Origin of the sequence: Cupriavidus oxalaticus, from assembly GCF_004768545.1 — a bacterium.
Lineage (GTDB): Bacteria > Pseudomonadota > Gammaproteobacteria > Burkholderiales > Burkholderiaceae > Cupriavidus > Cupriavidus oxalaticus_A.
The window spans coordinates 1,010,414-1,029,334 of the sequence record NZ_CP038634.1; the positions used below are offsets into that span (position 1 = coordinate 1,010,414).

Sequence of the window (18,921 nt, forward strand, 5' to 3'; positions counted from 1 at the left end):
GGCTGTAACTTGCTGTCAGGAAGCCGCACCGGCCACGACCAACCGATGTCCCCTCGCCGGAAACCGGAGCCAGACATGACGATCAAGTCACCTCGCAAGATCGCAATCCTCGCGCTGACGCATCTCGCCATGCTGGCGGCCGGCTTCGCGGCCGGGATCTATGTGCTGCCGATCCTGACCGAGCAGGCGGGGGCGAGTATCGGGCAGTTACAGGAGGTGTCGCGGCAGGCGGCCTTTTCCGGCGCCTTCCGCAAGGACCTGGCCGGCAGTGACGCATTCCACTGGGCCAGCGGACGGCTGCATGTGTCGGACCGCGCCATTGCCTTCGAAGGCAGCGTGGCGCCGGGACCGGACTACCGGATCTACCTGGTGCCGGAGTTCGTCGACACCAAGGCCGCTTTCCTTGCGATCAAGGACCGCGCGGTGCAGGTTGCGCCGTTGAAGACCTTCGGCAATTTCACCGTCGCGTTGCCGGATGGCGTCGATCCCGGCCAGCACCGTGCGGTAGTGATCTGGTGCGAGCGGTTCGGGCAATTCATCAGTGCCGCGGCCTACCGGTAGGCCGCGCAAGAAAAAAAGGCCGATCGAGGAACCGGCCCAACGAACCCCGCACAGGCAAGGTGTCGATATGAACATCACGCGCCCGCCCGTGCGCGGCGCCGCAGCGCCATCGCGGGCGGGCATCAGGCGGCGGTGATCAGAAGCGGTGACGCATGCCGATGGTGGCGCCGGTCTGGTTCTCGCCCGCGACCACGGTGCCCACGCCATTCAGGCCCAGGGCCGAGCCGTTCTTGTTCTTGGCGTAGCCCACGTTCAGGTACACGTCGGTGCGCTTGGACAGCGAATAGTCCGCCGACAGCACGAACATCCACGGATCGGCATCGCTGCTGCGGGTGTCGTTGTAGTAGGCGGCGCCGGTCACCAGGAAGGCGGGCGTGAAGCGGTACTGCGCGCCAGCCCAGTAGACGTTGCTGCGGGTCGCGGCGGCGGTGGCGCTGGAGACGCCATCGTCCTTCAGCCAGCGGTAGCCGGCGAACACCTTGGCGTCGCCGAAGGCATAGGCGGTGCCCACCGCGGCGCGCTTGGCGCTGCGGTCCTGCAGCGCCACGGTGGCGCCCTGGTACTGGTCGTAGGCGGCACCGACCGAGAAGCCGCCGGCGGCATATGTCAGCCCGCCGCCGAAGTTGCGCGCGACCTTGGGTTCGCCCGGCACTTCGCCGTTGTTGTCGCGGCCGAAGCTGTAGAAGCCGGTGGCGGTCAGGCCGCCGAACTTGCCGGTGTACTTGATGGTGTTGTCGGCGCGGCCGTTGAAGGCCGAGTCGACGCTGTTGAGCGAGTAGCGCGGGCCCACGCCCATCGGGTCGAAGGCGCCGAACAGGTCGTACAGCGCGTTCTGCTGGCGGCCCAGCGTGACGGCGCCGAAGCCGCCCTGCAGGCCCACGTAGGCCTGGCGGCCGAACAGGCGGTTGCCCTGGCCTGAGGTGCCGGTATCGATATCGAAACCGCTTTCCAGCACGAAGATACCCTTCAGGCCGTCGCCCAGGTCTTCGGTGCCGCGCACGCCCCAGCGCGAGCCGGACAGGTTGCCCGAGTTCAGGCGGGTGGCCGTGCCCTGGGCACCGTTGGTGCCGGGCACGTGGCTGATGACTTCGAGGCCGGCATCGGCGATGCCGTACAGCGTTATGTTCGATGCGGACTGGGCCGAGGCCACCCCGGATACCGCGGTAGCGGCCACTGCTGCCGCCATTGCAAGGAGAGCTTTCTTCACTGTGATTTCTCTGTTTTATGGTGATTCCATGACACCGCGCCGGACCGACCGGGACCGGTCGGCCATCCTGGCCTGAGCTGGCTGGCCGCGCAGGACCCGGCGGCGGCGCACGTCCGCACAAGTGCGGCCGGCGCATTGTGCTGGCGCAATATGAAAGCGTTGTGACGAGTAGTACGCAGCACAAAGTGCCGAATAGCACTCGCATGGGGGTTTTCCCTGCAACCGACGGGATCGTTTTGGTAGGATGCAGGCTTTTCCGACGACGGTAATGCCAGTGCTCCTTGCCGCCATGTGCCCTTGCCTCGACAGCTTCGCGTCATGAAGCTGGCAGAGATCAAGACCCGGCTAGCCTCGCTGCAGGCTCCGCTCCCCGCCTCGATCCAGCAACGCCTTTCCGGCCTGTGCGCGCGCAGCGCGCGCCTGGGCCTGACCCGGCCCGGCTCGCTGCGCCCCACGCGACGTGGCGTGCTGGTGGGCATGGCCGCGGTGCCGGCAGCCTTGCTGCTGTACGTGCTGGTGCTGGTGCCGTTCACGCCGGGCATCAGCGACATCCGCAAGGCCAAGTCCGAGCAGCCGGCGCAGGTGCTTTCGGCCGACGGCAAGGAGCTGGCGCTCTTCAAGTGGGCCAACCGCGACTGGGTGCCGCTCAAGCAGATCTCTCCCAACGTGGTGGCGGCGCTGATCTCGACCGAAGACCACCGCTTCTATGAGCACCACGGGCTCGACTGGCGCCGCCTTGCCTCGGCCGCGGTGCATACCTTCTCGGGCGACCGCCAGGGCGGCTCGACCATCACTCAGCAGCTGGCGCGCAACCTCTATCCCGACGAGATCGGCCGCGCGCCCACGCTGACGCGCAAGCTCAAGGAAGCGATCACCGCGTTCAAGATCGAGGCCCTGTACACCAAGGACGAAATCCTCGAGACCTACCTGAACACGGTGCCGTTCCTGTACAACGCGTTCGGCATCGAGATGGCCGCGCGCACGTACTTCGACAAGCCGGCGCGCTCGCTCGATGTGCTGCAGAGCGCCACGCTGATCGGCATGCTCAAGGGCAACAGCTACTACAACCCGGTGCTGAACCCCGAGCGCGCGCTGGACCGGCGCAATATCGTGCTGGGGCAGATGGTCAAGCGCGGCAAGCTCGACGCGGCCCGCTATGAGCAGCTCAAACGCCGTCCGCTGCGTATCGACTTCGAGCGCCAGACCGAGCCGCCCGGCCCCGCGCCGCATTTCGCGCAGCAGCTGCGCAAGTGGCTGATCGGCTGGGCCGACCGCAACGGCTACGACATCTACGCCGACGGCCTGGTGGTGCGCACCACCATCGACGCGCGCCTGCAGGCCATGGCCACGCAGGCGGTGGCGCAGCAAGGCAACCGCCTGCAGGCGATCGCCAACGCGGCCTGGGCGCCGCGCGCGGGCTGGGCCGCGGACCGCGCGCTGGTGCAGGCCTTCGTGCGCGAGTCGCCGGAATACCGTGCCGCCACCGCCGCCGGCACGCCGTCCGAAGACGCGATGAAGCAGCTGCTGGCCAATGGCGCCTTCATGCGCGCGCTGCACCAGCAGAAGACGCGGATCCAGGCGGGCTTCCTCGCCATCGATCCGCGCAACGGCGAGATCCGCGCCTGGGTCGGCAGCCGCGACTACACGCAGGACGCCTTCGACCATGTGCAGCAGGCGCGCCGCCAGCCGGGCTCGACCTTCAAGCCCTTCGTCTACGGCGCGGCGTTCGAGGAAGGCAAGTCGCCCGACGACACGCTGATGGACCAGCCGGTCGAGATCGAGCTGGCCGGCGGCGAGATCTGGCGCCCGTCCGACGAGGGCCGCCCCACCGGGCGCGCGATGAGCCTGCGCGACGGCCTGGTCTACTCGCGCAACACCATCACCGCGCAGCTGATGCAGCAGGTCGGCCCGGCGCGCGTGGCGCGGCTGGCGCGCGAGATGGGCGTGCGCGAAAGCCGGCTCGACGAGGTGCCGTCGCTGGCGCTGGGCACCAGCCCGGTCACGCTCAAGGAGATGGTGGCCGCCTACGGCACCATCGCCAACGCCGGCAACTACATCGCGCCGACCATGGTCACGCGGATCGAAGACCGCAACGGCAATGTGCTGCAGGTATTCCGCCCGGCGCGCGCCGAGCACGCCCTGCCCCACGCCACCACGCAGACCCTGCTCGACGTGATGCGCGACGTGATCGACCGCGGCACCGGCGCCGGCATCCGCTCGCGCTTCGGCATCCGCGCCGACGTGGCCGGCAAGACCGGCACCACGCAGGACAACGCCGACGGCTGGTTCATCATGATGCACCCGGAGCTGGTCGCCGGCGCCTGGGTCGGCTTCAACGACAGCCGCGTCACGCTGCGCAGCGACTACTGGGGCCAGGGCGCGCACAGCGCGCTGCCGATGGTCGGCGACTTCTACCAGCGCGCCCTGCGCGGCCGCATCATCGACGGTAGCGCTCGCTTTGCCGAGTACGAGGAAACCCATGTGTTCGCCTCGCTCGGCAACCAGGTGCGCGGCTGGTGGGCCCAGTTGTTCAGCCGCGACAAGGCCAACGACGCCACCGCGCCGCGCCCGGCACCGCGCCGTCCGGCGCTGCCGGCGCCCGAGGCGGATGTGGCGCCGCCGGCGAGCACGCCGATGGCGTCGGCCTCAGCGCCGGGGAGCGGTGGGGGCAGTGGCGGGGAAGAGTCCAGCCTGGCGCTGGATCAGGGGGAAACAGTGATGGCGGTGCCGCCGGGTTTTGAGGCAAGTCCAGCGCAGGCACCAGCGGCATCGCAGGCACCGGTCACGCCCGCGACGCCGCCTGCCCCGCCGCCCGATCCAGCAGGCTCCAATGCGCCTGCGGCGCCTGCGTATCCGGCCGGGCGGCCGGCGCCGGCTGCGCCCGTACCCGCAGCGCCAATACCGCCGGCACCGGTGACGCCGGAAAGCAATAACCAGAGCAGCGTCGCGCCCGGCTAAAGCAGGCACTGGCGGGCTTACGCCATCCAGTTCTCGCAGCGCAGTCCGTTCACGCGGGAAAATTCACCCATGTTGTCGGTGACCAAAACAGCCCCAAGCGAGAGCGCATGCGCGGCAATCAGCATGTCATTGGCTCCGATGACTGTGCCCTTGCGCTCCAGTGCTGCACGCAACTCGCCGTAGCAGTGATCCGCGTCACCGCCGAGGGGCAGGACGCGCAGGCCGGCCAGTGCCTGGCCGACACGCTGGCTGAGCGCCGATGAGCCATTCTTTGCTGCGCCGAAGCGCAATTCGGCCGCGACGATGATCGATGTGCAGAGACTATCGGGGTCGGTCGCTTCGATCCGGGCCGCGCAAGCCCCACGAGTATTGCGAATGGCGTCGGAAATGATATTGGTGTCGAGCAGGAACAAGGCCATCAGAGATTGACGTCCTCGGCTGGCAAGTCGTCGATCGTCGGCCAATCGTCGTCGATCGGCTCCCATTGCGACAGCAGCGCCCGCAACGGCGTGGCCGCGACCGGCTCAATGATGAGGTGGTTGCCTTCGCGGCGAAGAATGGCCTCGTCCCCGGGCAGCTCGAACTCGCGCGGGATGCGGATTGCCTGGTTGCGACCGTTGCGGAACAGCCTGACATGGCGGATTTCGTCGGTTGTCGTCATCGAACCTCCTTCGCATATGCCAAAGCATATGCCAAATGCCGGGGTACTGCAATGAGAGCCGGCTCAAATCGCCGCAGTGCCTCGTCGACGACTCAAATCAGTCCCAGATCACCGGCCCGCCCCCCTGGAAACACCTGTTCCAGCCGCCCCGCATCCAAGCCGTACAACCGCTGGAGCAGCCCGCCCAGCCCGCCCGATACTCATTGCGCACCGGCCAGTCCCGGTCCTGGTTCAGCGCCGCGCGCTCCACCGCGACCTGCTCGCCCGCGATGCGCCCGCCGCGCACCGCGCCGCCGGCCACCCAATAGACGGTGCCATGGCCATGGTCGGTGCCGCGGGTGCCGTTCTCGCGGAACGTGCGGCCGAACTCCGACAGCACCACCACCGTGGTATTGCCCCACGCCGGCCCCATACCGTCGGCGAAGGCCGACAGGCCGCGGCCGAGGTTGTCGAGCAGGCCGGCGAGCTGGCCCTGCGCCGCGCCCTGGTTGACGTGGGTATCCCAGCCGCCGACGTCGATAAAGCCGAGGTTGAAGCGCTCGCGCATCAGCCCCGCCATGCGCCGCGCCTCGATTTCGAAGCCGCGCGCGCTGAGCGAGCGGCGGTTGGCGGCCTGCATCTCCTGCTGGCGCGCGGCCATGTTGCTGCCACCTGCCATGTCCCCTGCGGCCGCCTCGGCCTGGCGTGCGACCGCCTGGCGCAGCTCGAAGCCTTCGTCGATCAGCGACTCGAAGCGCGTGCCGCGGTACATCTGCGCCAGCATCTGTTCCTGGCGCGCGTCGAACGGGGTGCGGCCGCTGCCCTTGAGCGAGACGTTGGGCACGCCGCGCGGCCCCGCCAGCACCAGTGGCAGGCCATCGGTGAAGGCCACCGGCGCGGCCTGGCCGCCCATCACCTGCGCCAGGCGGTTGAGAAAGCCGCTGCCGCGCAGCGCGGCGAGCTGGCTGCGGTTGTGGTCGCGTGGATCGTCGCCCGCGCCCGGCAGCCCTGCCTCGATGGTGTCCTGCGTCTCGAAGTGGCTGCGCGACAAGTCATGCGTGCCGGCAAACGGCACGAAGGCCAGCTGCCCGCGCTGCCACAGCGGCAGCATGGCCGGCGCCAGTGCCGGGTGCATCGCCCAGCCGCCGATGCCGCGCGCGGCGCTGTCGGCGGCAAAGGCCGGCGCCAGCGCGACGGCGGCGCCGGGGTCGGGGTCCGCTCCGGCGGCGGGCGGTCGCCGGATCGCGATATTGGGGCGCGCCGCGTAATAGAAGTCGCTGCCGGCCGGCACCAGCACGCTGGCGGCGTCATAGCCGCCGCGCAGGAACACCAGCAGGAAGCGGGCGTCGGCCTGCGCCGGCAGCGCGTAGACGCGCGACACCGTGGCGGGCAGCGCCCACGCCAGCGCGGTGGCGCCCATCGTGCCGAGCCATTGTCTGCGTCGCATGGCGAGCTCCTTCCTTTCCCGTGCGCGTCAGCGCTGCATCCATTCGGGCGAGCTGAGCAGCACGGTATTCCACTCCGCCTGCGAGGCCGCCTGCGCCAGCCCCGCGCGCGTTGCCGGGCCAAGCGTGGCTTCGATGCCGTCGTAGTAGAGCTTGTTGCCGATCACCGGGAAGCGCGCGCCGCGCGGCGTGCCCGCATCGCCGGCGAACAATCCGGCCGGTCCCGAGCCGATTGCGCGCGCAATCTCGAAGCGCCGCACCATCTGCCCGGAACTGGCCCAGGCGCTCTCCGCCGCGGGATAGCCGTCGGGTGTCACGTGGCCATACAGCGGCTCGCCCAGCTGGTTCAGCCAGTTCAGCACCGGGCGCAGGTTGGCGACCGGCCGGCCTTCGTAGGCCAGCCGCAGCGACGACACCACGTAGACCACCGGATCCTTGAACTTGCGCGGGGAAGAAGCCGGCAGCCGGTCCAGCTCGGGCGCCAGCAGCATGGTGCGCAGCACCGCGGCGATATTGCCATCGGTGCGCGCGAAGGTCTGGGCCATGCGGTCGACCAGTGCGGGCGGCGGGTTGTCGGCGATGAAATAAGCGGCCAGCCTGGCACTGATAAATCGCGCCGTGGCCGGCTCGCGCGACAGGATCGCCACCGCGCGCTCGACCTCGGCAAACCCGGCCGGCTCGATGCGCTGGCCCAGCAGCGTCTTGGCGCCGAAGTCATGCCGCGCCGGATTGAACTCGAACGCGCCGTCGCTGCGGTACAGCGCCGCGCGCGCGGGCGGCAGCCGCGGCGGCGTGCCGCGCAGGTTGACGCCGACGCCGGTCAGCACGCGCGCCAGTTCCTGCACGTCTTGCTGGGTGTAGCGCGAGCCGCTGGGGCCGCCCGCCACGCCCAGCGTATGCAACTCCATCAGCTCGCGCGCGTAGTTCTCGTTGATGCGGTTGGCGCTGCTTTGCGCGTTGTCGAGGTAGAGCAGCATCGCCGGCGCGGTGACGGTGGCCATCAGCAGGTCCCGGAAGCGGCCCAGGGCATGGGGGCGGATCGCGCGTTCCTCATAGTCGGGCAGCAGCCAGCGCACCTGCCCCTTGCCCGAATAGACATTGAAGTGGTTCATCCAGAACCACGTCATCTGCTCGCGCAGTTGCGCCGGCGAGTACAGCGCCCGCAGCAGGTGGCGCCGCGCGGTATCGGCCACCAGCTCGCGGCCTTTTTCGTTCAGGGCCTGGCGGGCCTGCTGCTTGCTGTCTGCGTCGGCCAGCGCGTCGATGCGCTCGCGCGCCTGCCGCGCAGCCAGCAGCGGCGTGCCGGGGTCGCCTTGCAGGGCCGGCAGCGCGGCGATGGCGGCCCCAAGTTCGGGCGGATCCGCCAGCGGCATGGCGAGCTGGCGCTCCAGATAGGCTGTGCGTCCCAGTCGGCGCAGCTCGGCCAGGCTGGCCTGGTCGGCGCCGAAGCTGACGGTATTGAGCCAGCGCAGGTCGGTCGCGCTGTCGCTGCCGGCGTCCGGCATCTGGGCACAGGCGCCTGCGCAGGCGGCCAGCACCACCGCTGCGCCGGCGCGCCAGGCGGCCAGCCGCCGCGGCATCCTGCCATGCCCCGCCTGTTGCGCCGCATCCATGCCCGCCTCCTTGTCATGCCCACTGTCAATGTTACGGGGCAAGCGCGTTTCCGTTGACATGGGCGCTTGGCGGGCGGCTGCCTTGCACGATCGGCAGCGCTGATCGGTACGTGCGCGCGGTAAGGTCGCGGCGACCAGCCCTATTGCCCGCTCATCTTCCTGCGGAATTCTTCGGCCGTGCCGATCTGCCGAAACAGGGGTCCGCCTGGCGCGAACCTGTCCGCGCTGGCCAGCGGCCCCACCACCACCGGCTCGAACCCCGCGTCGCGCACCAGCCGCGCCGCCACCTGCAGCGCCGCCTCGTCGTCACCGGCGATCGGCACGGCGATCAGGCCGCCGGGCCGGTGATGTTCATTGGCAAAGTTGGTCGCGCCCATGAAGTTGAACGCCCTCACCACGCGCGCGCCGCGCAGGTATTTCGCCGTGGTGATGCCAATGCCGTTGCGCTGCGCTTCGTCGGCAATCGCGCCGTCGCGCTGGGCGAAGGCATTGGTGGCATCCAGCACGATCTTGCCCGACCATGCCCCGGCATTCTCCTGGCTTAGCTGCGGCAAGGCGTTGTACGGGGTGGCGAGAAACAGCACGTCGGCAAAGGCGATTGCCTCGGCGACCGTTCCCGCCCGCGCCAGCGGGCCAAGGCCGTCGACCAGCGGCTTGAGCGCTTCAGGATGCCGCGACGAGAACAGGACCGGGTGCCCCGCCTTGACCCAGAGGCCGCCGATGGTGCCGCCAATGCGCCCGGAGCCGATCACGCCGATGCGCCCCGGACCCGCGTCGCTGGCGGCAGCCGGCTTCCGGGCACAGGCGCTCAACGGCGGCAAGCTCAGCGCCACCATGGCCATTGCCCCCGTTCGCAGCATGCGGCGACGTTCGGGATTGAAGACATTGGCCGGCTCTTGCATCGCGCGCTCCCAGGATGATTGCTTGCCCGCGCGGCCACCATGCGCATCTCCTGCCGCACACCGGCCGCCCAACGAACTCTAGGCGAAAAAATGGCTTGCCGGGCCATCGCGCTTGGCACTGCCTGCGCGCTGGACTAGATTAGGTAGCATTTGCGCCACGCCACGAAGTCTGCGTTACAGCCGCCCGCGCGATGCGGCGCGAGAGGGGAAAGGGGAACCCCATGGCCCACGCCCGACCCCGTTGCCAGGCTTGCATCGAGCCACAGGCTTTTCCCGCCAATCCAGACAGTCACCGACGGCGAGGAGGAATCGCCATGCTCTCGCATCTGTTACGCCGTACGCCATGCAGCTTCGCGGCCGCCTTGCTTGCGCTGGCGTGCCCGCTCGTAGCCCACGCGGCGCAGGCCTACGTATCGACCGAAGGCGGCGGTATCGCAGTCATCGACCTGGAGCGGCTCGAAGCCGTCGCCAGTCTGCCGGCGGGTGGCAAGGGCCCGCGCGGGCTGGGCGTGACCGCCGATGGCAAATACCTGCTGGCGGCCAACAAGGACACCGGCGACGTGTCGGTGATCGAACTGGCCACCGGCCAGCCGGTCCGGCGCGTGCCGATCGGTCAGAACCCGGAGTTCGTGCGCATGGCGGGCGACCAGGCCTTCGTCACGTTCGAACCGGGCGAGCGCTCCGGCCCGCCCGGCGCCGCGCCGACGCCGCCCGCAAAGGGCAAGGGCACTGACGACAAGCCGCTGCCGGCTGAAATCGCCGTGATCGACCTGAAAGACTGGCGTGTGAGCCGGACCATCCGCAGCGGGCTGGAAACCGAAGGGATCGAGTTCTCGCGCGATGGCAAGCTGATGCTGGTCACCAACGAAGGCGACGACACCGTCACGGTCTACGAAAAAGCCAGCGGCAGGCAAGTGAAGCTGCTGCCGATGCCGGCCGGCTCGCGCCCGCGCGGGATCAAGGCAAGCCCCGACGGCGCCCGCTACGTGGTGACGCTGGAAAACACCAACGCCTTCGTGGTGCTCGACGCCACGGACTTCCGCGTGCAGCGCACCGTGCCGACGCGCACCGGTCCCTACGGCGTGGCGTTCGATCGCGCCGGCGCGCGGCTGTTCGTCGCCGCGTCGCGCGCCGACTCCCTGCAGGTGTTCGATGCGCAGACCTTCGCACTACTGACCGAGATCCCGGTCGGCAAGCGCTGCTGGCATTTCAGCTTCACGCCGGACGATGCGCGGCTGCTGGTGGCGTGCGGCCGCTCCAATGCGGTCCTGGTCTTCGACGCGCGCACCTACAAGCCGGTGAAGCAGTTCGACGGGCTGCCGCTGAGCTGGGGCATCGTGACCTTTCCGAAAAGCGTGGGTTCGATCGATTCGCCGTAAGCGGCGCGGCGTCATTTCACCGGCGCCGCCGCGGTAGGGCTGCCCGACAGGATCGACACCACGTTCTTCGCGCCAGCCTGCTCGGCAATCTCGCGTGCGGTCAGCCCACGGTCATCGCGCAACGAGGCATCGGCGCCACGTGCAATCAGCAGTTGCACGACCTCGCTCTTGTCATAGCCGGCCGCCCACATCAGTGCCGTCAGCCCATGCGCATAGCGCGCGTTGCTGTCGACGCCGGCGTCCAGCAACTGCTTCACCACCACCGTGCGACCCTCTCCCGCTGCATAGATCATGGCGGTCTTGCTGACGCGGTCGGTGGCGTTCAGTTCGGCGGCCATCCTGGTCGACGTGCGCGATGAAAAGGGCCAGATGACCCCGGGCGTCATCCACGGCGGCAAGACCGGGCACGTCTACGTGCATGATCGCCGCGATGGCCGCCTGATCCGCTATTCGCAGGCGATGATCCCGCAGGAGAACATGTGGACCCTGCCCACCCCGCAAGGCGCGCGCATGCTGCCGGGCGCAAACGGCGGCGTGGAATGGGCGCCCAACGCCGTGCAACGTACCGACACGGTGTTGCGCAACAAGCATTTACCACAGCAGGCATAGCAATTTTTCTTAAATTTCTACGGCAATTCAGCAACAAATTCCCCCGTGATCTTATTAACCTGCCCGCTATTTTCCGTTTGCGGCCAGACCTCTTGTTGGACATTTCCTGACGGCGGCTACCTCACCGGCGCACGCGGATTGCGCGGTGTGGCGTATTGCCGGCTCGGCGCAGGCCCGTAGCGAACGCGAAGATATGCTGCTCCCCGCCAGCCCCACAAGGGCCGGCGCGGCCATTCTGATCACACGGAGACAACGAGACATGAGTGCAAGCGCAGAGCATCTGCAACGCGGCCTGGGCGAACGCCACATCCGCCTGATGGCGCTGGGTTCGGCCATCGGCGTGGGCCTGTTCCTGGGCGCCGGCAGCGCCATCAAGATGGCCGGCCCCGCCATCATGCTGGCCTACCTGATCGGCGGCGCGATGATCTTCCTGATCATGCGCGCGCTGGGCGAGATGGCCGTGCACAACCCCGTGGCCGGCTCCTTCTGCCGCTACGCGCAGGACCACATGGGCCCGCTGGCGGGCTACCTGACCGGCTGGAACTACTGGTTCCTGTGGCTGGTGACCTGCGTGGCGGAGATCACCGCGGTGGCCATCTACATGGGCATGTGGTTCCCCGACGTGCCGCGCTGGATCTGGGCGCTGGCCGCGCTGGCCGCGATGGGCTCGGTCAACCTGATGGCGGTCAAGGCCTACGGCGAGTTCGAGTTCTGGTTCGCCATGATCAAGATCGTCACCATCGTGCTGATGCTGTTCGGCGGCGGCGCGATGATCGTGTTCGGCTTCGGCAACGGCGGCGTCGCCACCGGCATCTCCAACCTGTGGGCGCATGGCGGCTTCATGCCCAATGGCGCCTCGGGCGTGCTGATGTCGCTGCAGATGGTGATGTTTGCCTACCTGGGCGTGGAGATGATCGGCCTGACCGCCGGCGAGGCGCGCAACCCGAAGAAGTCGATCCCGGACGCGATCAACTCGGTGTTCTGGCGCATCCTGATCTTCTACGTGGGCGCGCTGTTCGTGATCCTGTCGCTGTACCCGTGGAGCGAGATCGGCGCGCAGGGCAGCCCGTTCGTGCTGACCTTCGAGCGCCTGGGCATCAAGACCGCCGCCGGCATCATCAACTTCGTGGTGCTGACCGCGGCGCTGTCGTCGTGCAACGGCGGCATCTTCAGCACCGGGCGCATGCTGTACAACCTGGCGCTGCAGGGCCAGGCGCCGGCGGCCTTCGCCAGGGTAGACCGCAACGGCGTGCCGCGCCGCGCGCTGCTGGTGTCGATCGCCGCGCTGCTGTGCGGCGTGCTGCTCAACTACCTGGTGCCGGAAAAGGTGTTCGTCTGGGTGACCGCGATCTCCACCTTCGGCGCGGTCTGGACCTGGGCCATCATCCTGGTCACGCAGATCAACTTCCGCCGCGGCCTGTCGGCGGCCGAGCGCAAGGCGCTGGCCTTCCGCATGCCGTTCTGGCCGTATGGTTCATACATCGCGCTGGCGTTCCTGGCGCTGGTGGTGGCGCTGATGGCCTACTTCCCGGAAACGCGCGTGGCGCTGTACGTGGGCCCGGGCTGGCTGGTGCTGCTGACAATCTGCTACTACGCGCTGGACATGCGCTCGCGCGGGCCGGTCAGCTACCGCGCCTGAACGAGCGCGAGTGCGCGCGAGGTGCGCGTGACAGCGCACCTCGCTACAATGGCCCCGGGCAATCCATTGCCAGGGGGCCGAATGTCCGAGACGCCTGACACCTGCGCCGCACCGCGCCAACCACGCCGCCTCGCCGCCAAGGCGTGCCGGCGCGCCACTTGCTGAAATCGCCATGGATATCGCGCTGGCGCTGTCGCTGCTGACGCTGGCGATCTGGTGCGGGCTGCTGTGGCTGCGCGCCGGCTTCTGGCGCGTGCACAAGCCGGCCGCCGCACCGGCGCCGGCGCAATGGCCGGACGTGGTCGCCATCATCCCGGCCCGCGACGAGTCCGCGGTGATCGCGCGCGCGGTCGCGGGCGTGCTCGGCCAGCGCTATCCGGGGCAGCTCTCGCTGGTGGTGGTCGATGACCACAGCCAGGACGGCACCGCCGATCTCGCCCGCGCCACTGCCGCGACGACCGCGCGTCCGCAAGCGCTTGCGGTGTCCGGCGCGCGCGAGCTGCCGCCCGGCTGGAGCGGCAAGGTCTGGGCCCAGTCCGAGGGGCTGGCCGAAGCCGACCGCATCGCTGCGCGCGCCCGCTATGTCTGGCTGACCGATGCCGACATCTGGCATGGCCCCGGCGTGCTGGCATCGCTGGTGGCGCGCGCGGAGCACGAGCGGCGCGACCTGGTCTCGCTGATGGTGCGGCTGCGCTGCGAATCGGCGTGGGAGCGGCTGGTCGTGCCCGCGTTTGTCTTTTTCTTTGCCAAGCTCTACCCGTTCGCGCGCGTGCGCGACCCGCGCTCGCGCGTGGCCGCGGCGGCGGGCGGCTGCATGCTGGCCCGGCGCGCGGCGCTGGCGCGCATCGGCGGCTTTGCCGCGATCCGCGGCGAGCTGATCGACGACTGCAGCCTGGCGGCGCGCATCAAGCCCGGCGGCGCGATCCGGCTGGACCTGGCCGACGACAGCCTGTCGCTGCGTCCCTATGACGACTGGCGCAGCCTGTGGGACATGATCGCGCGCAGCGCCTATACGCAGTTGCGCTATTCGCCGCTGCTGCTGGCGGGCGCGGTGGCCGGCATGGCCCTGACCTACCTGGCGCCGCCGCTGCTGGCGCTGGCCGGCGGCTGGCGGCTGTGGCCGGCGTGGCTGGCATGGGGCGCGATGGCGTTTGCCTACCTGCCGATGCTGCGCGAGTACCGCCAGCCGGCATGGCTGGCGCCGCTGCTGCCGGTGACGGCGCTGTTCTACCTCGGCGCCACCATCGACTCGGCGCGGCGCTACTGGCTGCGCCGCGGCGGGCAGTGGAAGGGGCGGGCACAGGCGCCGGTGCGGTCCTGAGGCGCAGCACTCACCCGCTCACCTGCCGCTCACCTGCCGCTCATTTGCCAAGATATCCCTGCGTGCGGAACCATGCCAGCGCATCGCGCAGCCCTTCGCGGTAAGCGCGCGGCGCATAGCCCAACTGCTGGCGCGCCTTGGCCGACGTGAAGAACATCCGGTAGCGCGACATATTGAGCCCGTCGACGGTAATGAGGGGCTCCTTACCGGTCACCCGCGCCGCCGCTTCCGCCGCACGCGCCAGCGGATACAGCGGCCAGCGCGGCAGTTGCATGGTGGGCGGACGCCGGCCGCACAGCTCGGCGATATCGCGCAGCATCTGCTGCAGCATCACGTCGTCACCGCCCAGGATGTAGCGCTCGCCGGTGCGGCCGCGCTCCAGTGCCAGGAAATGGCCCTCGGCGACGTCGTCCACATGCGCCAGGTTCAGCCCGGTATCTACGAAGGCCGGGATCTTGCCGGCCGCCGCCTCGACGATGATGCGGCCGGTCGGCGTGGGCCGGACGTCGCGCGGCCCGATCGGCGTCGACGGGTTGACGATCACCGCGGGCAGGCCATGCTCGGCCACCAGCCGTTCGACCACGCGTTCGGCCAGCACCTTGCTGCGCTTGTAGGCGCCGATGGCCTCGTGCGGGTGCATCGGCGCGGTCTCGTCCACCGGCGCCTGCGCGCCGGCGACGCGCAGCGTGGCAACGCTGCTGGTATAGACCACGCGCTCGACGCCGGCGCGCTGCGCGGCTTCCATTACCGCCAGCGTGCCATCGACGTTGGTGCGCACGATCTCCTCCGGATCGGGCGCCCACAGCCGGTAATCGGCGGCAACGTGGAACAGGTAGCGCACGCCCTGCAGCGCGGCGGCCACGGCGGCGGCGTCGCGCATGTCGCCCTCGGCCACCGTCACCGGCAGGCCGGCCAGGTTGGTGCGCGGGCTCTGCGGGCGCACCAGCACGCGCACGCTGAAACCCTGCGCCAGGGCCTGCCGCACTATCGCCGACCCGAGGAAACCCGAGGCTCCTGTCACCAGCACGTCATCGTTTCTCGTCATAAAGCCGTTTTCCCGGTGTGGTACAAGCGCCGCAAAGGCGGCGGGCCGCGCTCGCCGTTCCGGCCCGCCGGGTCGCGGGGCTGCCAGACAAAGCGCGCGTGTCGGGTATATAGTAACCATCGTGCGACGGAAATGTGATCCTGATGAATCTCCGGTGCGGCGCCGGCCTGTGGATCGCAAATCCGGCCATCCCAATTGCTGAAACCCGTTGCAAAGGGTCTGGGGGTCTACTTTATGCAGGTGATTCTGGCTCAGCCCCGCGGCTTCTGTGCCGGCGTGGTGCGCGCGATCGAGATCGTCGACCGCGCCCTCGTCAAGCACGGCGCGCCGGTGTTCGTGCGGCATGAGATTGTGCATAACAAGCACGTAGTAGAGGGGTTGAAAGAAAAAGGCGCGCGTTTTGTCGAAGAACTCGACGAAGTTCCGACCGGCGCCGTGACCATCTTCAGCGCGCACGGCGTTTCCCGCGCGGTCGTCGCCGATGCCAGCCAGCGCCAGCTGCATGCCATCGACGCCACCTGCCCGCTGGTGATCAAGGTCCATACCCAGGGCCGTCAGTACGCTGCCAGCGGCCGCACCGTGATCCTGATCGGCCATGCCGGCCATCCCGAGGTGGAAGGCACCATGGGCCAGATCCCGGGCAAGGTGATCCTGGTGCAGAACGAGGCCGAGGTCGAGCAGCTGGACCTGCCGCCCGAAACGCCGGTGGCCTACGTCACGCAGACCACGCTGAGCGTTGACGACACCCGCAATATCATCGCCGCGCTGGCCCGCCGCTTCAGCAACCTGGTCGGCCCCGATACGCGCGACATCTGCTACGCCACGCAAAACCGCCAGAGCGCCGTGCGCGACCTGTGCAAGCTGGCCGACGTCATCCTGGTGATCGGCGCGACCAACAGCTCCAACTCCAACCGCCTGCGCGAGATCGGCACCGAAAGCGGCGTGCCCAGCTACCTGATCGCCGACGGCAGCGAGCTGGACCCGGCCTGGGTGCGCGACGCCAACGTGGTCGGCATCACCGCCGGCGCCTCGGCGCCCGAGGAAATGGTCGAGGACGTGATCGCCGCGTTGCGCAATCTGGGCCCGGTCGAGGTCACCACCATGGCAGGGCGCGAGGAGCATGCCGAATTCCGCCTGCCCGCCGAACTGGCCGAGGTCAGGCCATCCGCCGTGCCGCGCAAGGCTGGCAAGGCCGCCGCCCGCGCCGAAGCCGACACCGCGCCTGCCGCTGCCGGCACCAGCGAGAATATCGCCGGCTAAACCCAACCAGAGGAAGCTGCCTTGGCCATCCCGCTCCTGCAGGTTGCCCGCGTGGGCGCCTACATCGTCGGCAAGCATCTGTCGCGGCAAAAACGGTATCCGCTCGCGCTGATGCTAGAGCCGCTGTTCCGCTGCAACCTGGCCTGCTCGGGCTGCGGCAAGATCGACTACCCCGATCCCATCCTGAACCAGCGCCTGTCGGTGCAGGAATGCCTGGACGCGGTCGACGAATGCGGCGCGCCGGTGGTCTCGATCGCCGGCGGCGAACCGCTGTTGCACAAGGACATGCCGGAGATCGTGCAGGGCATCATCGCCCGGCGCCGCTTTGTCTACCTGTGCACCAACGCGCTGCTGATGGAGAAGAAGCTGGACCAGTACCAGCCCAGCCCTTATTTCATCTGGTCGGTGCACCTGGACGGCGACCGCGAGATGCACGACCGCTCGGTGTGCCAGGAAGGCGTCTACGACCGCGCGGTGGCGGCGATCCGGCAGGCCAAGGAACGCGGCTTCCGCGTCAATATCAACTGCACGCTGTTCAACGATGCCGAGCCCGAGCGCGTGGCCAGTTTCTTCGACTCGGTCAAGGCGCTGGGGGTGGACGGCATCACCGTGTCGCCGGGCTATGCCTATGAGCGCGCGCCCGACCAGCAGCATTTCCTGAACCGCGGCAAGACCCGGCAACTGTTCCGCGACATCCTCGGCCGCGGCCGCGCGGGCAAGAACTGGGCCTTCAGCCAGTCGACGCTGTTCCTGGACTTCCTGGCGGGCAACCAGACTTACCATTGCACGCCGTGGGGCAACCCGGCGCGCACGGTGTTCGGCTGGCAGCGGCCGTGCTACCTGGTCGGCGAGGGCTATGCCAAGACCTTCCGCGAGCTGATGGACGAGACCGACTGGGACGCCTACGGCACCGGCAACTACGAGAAGTGCGCCGACTGCATGGTGCACAGCGGCTACGAGGCCACCGCGGTGGCGGATACCTTCGCCCACCCGCTCAAGGCGCTGGGCGTGAGCCTGCGCGGGGTGCGCACCAGCGGGCCGATGGCGCCCGATATTGCGCTGGACCGGCAGCGGCCGGCGGAGTACGTATTCTCGCGCCACGTCGAGATCAAGCTCGAGGAAATCCAGCGCGCGAAGCCGCCCGCCAATCAGGGCCGGCAGGCGGCCAAGGCCGAAGGCGCAGCCACGCACTGATCCCGGAACCGTGCCATGCTCGCCGCCAGCCTGACCGGCGCTGCGCTGACCTGCGTGGCGGCGGGCTTGCGCTGGCCGCGGCGTCGGTGGCGCGCCGTCGAAGCGCGCGCGCCGGCTGCCGTCATTGCGCGTGAGCCTGCACGTGGTATTGGCTGACGGGCCCGCCACGCTGCCGCGCGCGGATCCCGGCGCTGGTCGATGCGCAGGGCCGCTTCGGCCAGCACGGTCGGGTGCAGGTGGAAATGCTTGTGCGTGTTGACATGGTCCAGCGGCAGCCCGGTCGCGGCGAAGGCGTCGAACTGCGCGCGGATCTCGGCGGCCAGCTGGCGCCGCACATGCGGCAGGAAGAAGAAGCGGCAGCCGTCCAGCGCCATGGCACCCGGTGCAGTTCTGGCATGCGCTGGCGATCGAGGCGCTGACGCAGGCCGCGCGCAACGTCGCAGTGGGTGGAGCTGCGGCGCTGGCGCCGCAGCCGCGCGCGCGAGGCGGGAAAAGCCTAGTCGGCGTTCTGCCGGGCGTTGTGCGTGGTCAGGTAGCTCACCAGTCCGTCCACGCCGCCGCGCGCGACGATATCGGCGAACTGCTTGCGATACACCTCGATCAGCCACGCGCCCATCATGTTGATGTCATAGATGCGCCAGCCGGCGGCGGTGCGCTGCAGCCGGTAGTCGATCTGCATCTCGTCGGCATTGTTGATCACGCGCGTCTGCACCACCACGTCGGAGGCGTCGCTGCCGGCTTTGGACGGCTGGTAGCGGAACTTGACGTTCTGCTCGCGCAGCTGCGCCAGCGATACGGCGTAGCTGCGCACCAGCAGCGTCTCGAACTGCTCGTAGAGCTGCTTCTGCTGCTCGGGCGTCGCGCTGCGCCAGGCGCTGCCGACCGCCAGCCGCGTGGTGCGCCGGAAATCGGCATAAGGCAGGAATTGCTTGCGCACGACCGCGGTGATCTTGGCGAGGTCGCCGGCGCGCGTGTCGGGGTTGGACTGGATCGTGCCGACCACGCCTTCGACCGCCGTCTGCACCAGCTTCTCGGGGCTGGCGCCGGGCTGGACCGCCTGGGCGTGCGCCGTTGCAACCATGACCACCGCCGCAAGCGGCACCAGGGGGAGCAAACCGTAACTCTTCATGATCTCGTGCAGGAAGGAC

14 protein-coding genes and 4 pseudogenes are annotated in these 18,921 nt (G+C 69.1%); 8 read left to right on the top strand and 10 right to left on the bottom strand.

What is annotated here, in order from left to right; all coding sequences use genetic code 11:
- The first annotated feature begins 75 nt into the window (after window positions 1–75).
- Window positions 76–561 carry a DM13 domain-containing protein gene (locus tag E0W60_RS04370; protein WP_135703146.1) on the top strand — a complete coding sequence of 162 codons (486 nt, stop codon included), beginning with the start codon at window positions 76–78 and terminating at the stop codon, window positions 559–561.
- A gap of 136 nt (window positions 562–697) precedes the next feature.
- On the opposite strand, the gene E0W60_RS04375 is transcribed toward E0W60_RS04370, so the two are convergent.
- Window positions 698–1,768, bottom strand: a complete 1,071-nt coding sequence (locus E0W60_RS04375) for a porin (RefSeq protein WP_135703147.1) — start codon at window positions 1,766–1,768, stop codon at window positions 698–700.
- A 318-nt stretch (window positions 1,769–2,086) separates the two neighbouring features.
- Between E0W60_RS04375 and E0W60_RS04380 the strand changes: the two genes are divergently transcribed.
- The gene (locus E0W60_RS04380; protein ID WP_133095851.1) at window positions 2,087–4,726 is read left to right on the top strand and encodes a penicillin-binding protein 1A; all 2,640 of its coding nucleotides are present in this window, start codon (window positions 2,087–2,089) and stop codon (window positions 4,724–4,726) included.
- Window positions 4,727–4,743: 17 nt separating this feature from the next.
- Here the strand turns inward: E0W60_RS04380 and E0W60_RS04385 are convergent, their stop codons facing one another.
- The 5 genes and pseudogenes from E0W60_RS04385 to E0W60_RS04405 form a co-directional block, all read right to left on the bottom strand.
- Window positions 4,744–5,145, bottom strand: a complete 402-nt coding sequence (locus E0W60_RS04385; RefSeq protein ID WP_135703148.1) for a type II toxin-antitoxin system VapC family toxin — start codon at window positions 5,143–5,145, stop codon at window positions 4,744–4,746.
- On the bottom strand, window positions 5,145–5,387 hold the full coding sequence (locus tag E0W60_RS04390) for an antitoxin (RefSeq protein WP_133095853.1): 243 nt from the start codon (window positions 5,385–5,387) through the stop codon (window positions 5,145–5,147). The genes E0W60_RS04385 and E0W60_RS04390 overlap by 1 nt, the downstream gene beginning before the upstream one ends.
- Before the next feature lie 92 nt (window positions 5,388–5,479).
- Window positions 5,480–6,813, bottom strand: a pseudogene (locus E0W60_RS04395) (DUF1501 domain-containing protein).
- Window positions 6,814–6,840: 27 nt separating this feature from the next.
- A complete protein-coding gene (locus tag E0W60_RS04400; protein ID WP_431189877.1) occupies window positions 6,841–8,391 on the bottom strand; it encodes a DUF1800 domain-containing protein in 1,551 nt (516 codons plus the stop codon).
- A gap of 173 nt (window positions 8,392–8,564) precedes the next feature.
- The gene (locus E0W60_RS04405) at window positions 8,565–9,326 is read right to left on the bottom strand and encodes an NADPH-dependent F420 reductase (protein WP_133095856.1); all 762 of its coding nucleotides are present in this window, start codon (window positions 9,324–9,326) and stop codon (window positions 8,565–8,567) included.
- Between the two features lie 314 nt (window positions 9,327–9,640).
- Here E0W60_RS04405 and E0W60_RS04410 point away from each other — a divergent pair, with 314 nt between their 5' ends.
- Complete coding sequence (locus E0W60_RS04410; protein WP_135703149.1) at window positions 9,641–10,705, top strand: beta-propeller fold lactonase family protein; 1,065 nt, start codon at window positions 9,641–9,643, stop codon at window positions 10,703–10,705.
- 11 nt (window positions 10,706–10,716) lie between these two features.
- On the opposite strand, the pseudogene E0W60_RS04415 reads toward E0W60_RS04410, so the two are convergent.
- Window positions 10,717–11,037, bottom strand: a pseudogene (locus E0W60_RS04415) (ankyrin repeat domain-containing protein); the annotation flags it as partial.
- On the opposite strand from E0W60_RS04415, the pseudogene E0W60_RS04420 reads away from it, so the two are divergent.
- The 3 genes and pseudogenes from E0W60_RS04420 to E0W60_RS04430 form a co-directional block, all read left to right on the top strand.
- Window positions 11,033–11,260, top strand: a pseudogene (locus tag E0W60_RS04420) (quinonprotein alcohol dehydrogenase); the annotation flags it as partial. The pseudogenes E0W60_RS04415 and E0W60_RS04420 overlap by 5 nt on opposite strands.
- Window positions 11,261–11,573: 313 nt before the next feature.
- The gene (locus tag E0W60_RS04425; RefSeq protein WP_135703150.1) at window positions 11,574–12,953 is read left to right on the top strand and encodes an amino acid permease; all 1,380 of its coding nucleotides are present in this window, start codon (window positions 11,574–11,576) and stop codon (window positions 12,951–12,953) included.
- Between the two features lie 172 nt (window positions 12,954–13,125).
- Window positions 13,126–14,274 (top strand): glycosyltransferase, encoded by a 1,149-nt coding sequence (locus E0W60_RS04430; RefSeq protein WP_135703151.1) that lies wholly within the window; start codon window positions 13,126–13,128, stop codon window positions 14,272–14,274.
- Window positions 14,275–14,314: 40 nt separating this feature from the next.
- Here E0W60_RS04430 and hpnA read toward each other — a convergent pair whose 3' ends face one another.
- The gene (gene hpnA / locus E0W60_RS04435; protein ID WP_135703152.1) at window positions 14,315–15,319 is read right to left on the bottom strand and encodes a hopanoid-associated sugar epimerase; all 1,005 of its coding nucleotides are present in this window, start codon (window positions 15,317–15,319) and stop codon (window positions 14,315–14,317) included.
- A gap of 234 nt (window positions 15,320–15,553) precedes the next feature.
- Here hpnA and ispH point away from each other — a divergent pair, with 234 nt between their 5' ends.
- Entirely contained in the window at window positions 15,554–16,579 is a 1,026-nt protein-coding gene (ispH, locus tag E0W60_RS04440) for a 4-hydroxy-3-methylbut-2-enyl diphosphate reductase (RefSeq protein WP_135703153.1), read from the top strand.
- Window positions 16,580–16,600: 21 nt separating this feature from the next.
- Window positions 16,601–17,773 (top strand): adenosyl-hopene transferase HpnH, encoded by a 1,173-nt coding sequence (hpnH, locus tag E0W60_RS04445; RefSeq protein WP_133095862.1) that lies wholly within the window; start codon window positions 16,601–16,603, stop codon window positions 17,771–17,773.
- A gap of 161 nt (window positions 17,774–17,934) precedes the next feature.
- Here hpnH and E0W60_RS38300 read toward each other — a convergent pair.
- Window positions 17,935–18,153, bottom strand: a pseudogene (locus tag E0W60_RS38300) (ChbG/HpnK family deacetylase); the annotation flags it as partial.
- Window positions 18,154–18,269: 116 nt separating this feature from the next.
- A complete protein-coding gene (locus tag E0W60_RS04455; RefSeq protein ID WP_135703154.1) occupies window positions 18,270–18,902 on the bottom strand; it encodes an MlaC/ttg2D family ABC transporter substrate-binding protein in 633 nt (210 codons plus the stop codon).
- Between the last annotated feature and the right edge of the window lie 19 nt (window positions 18,903–18,921).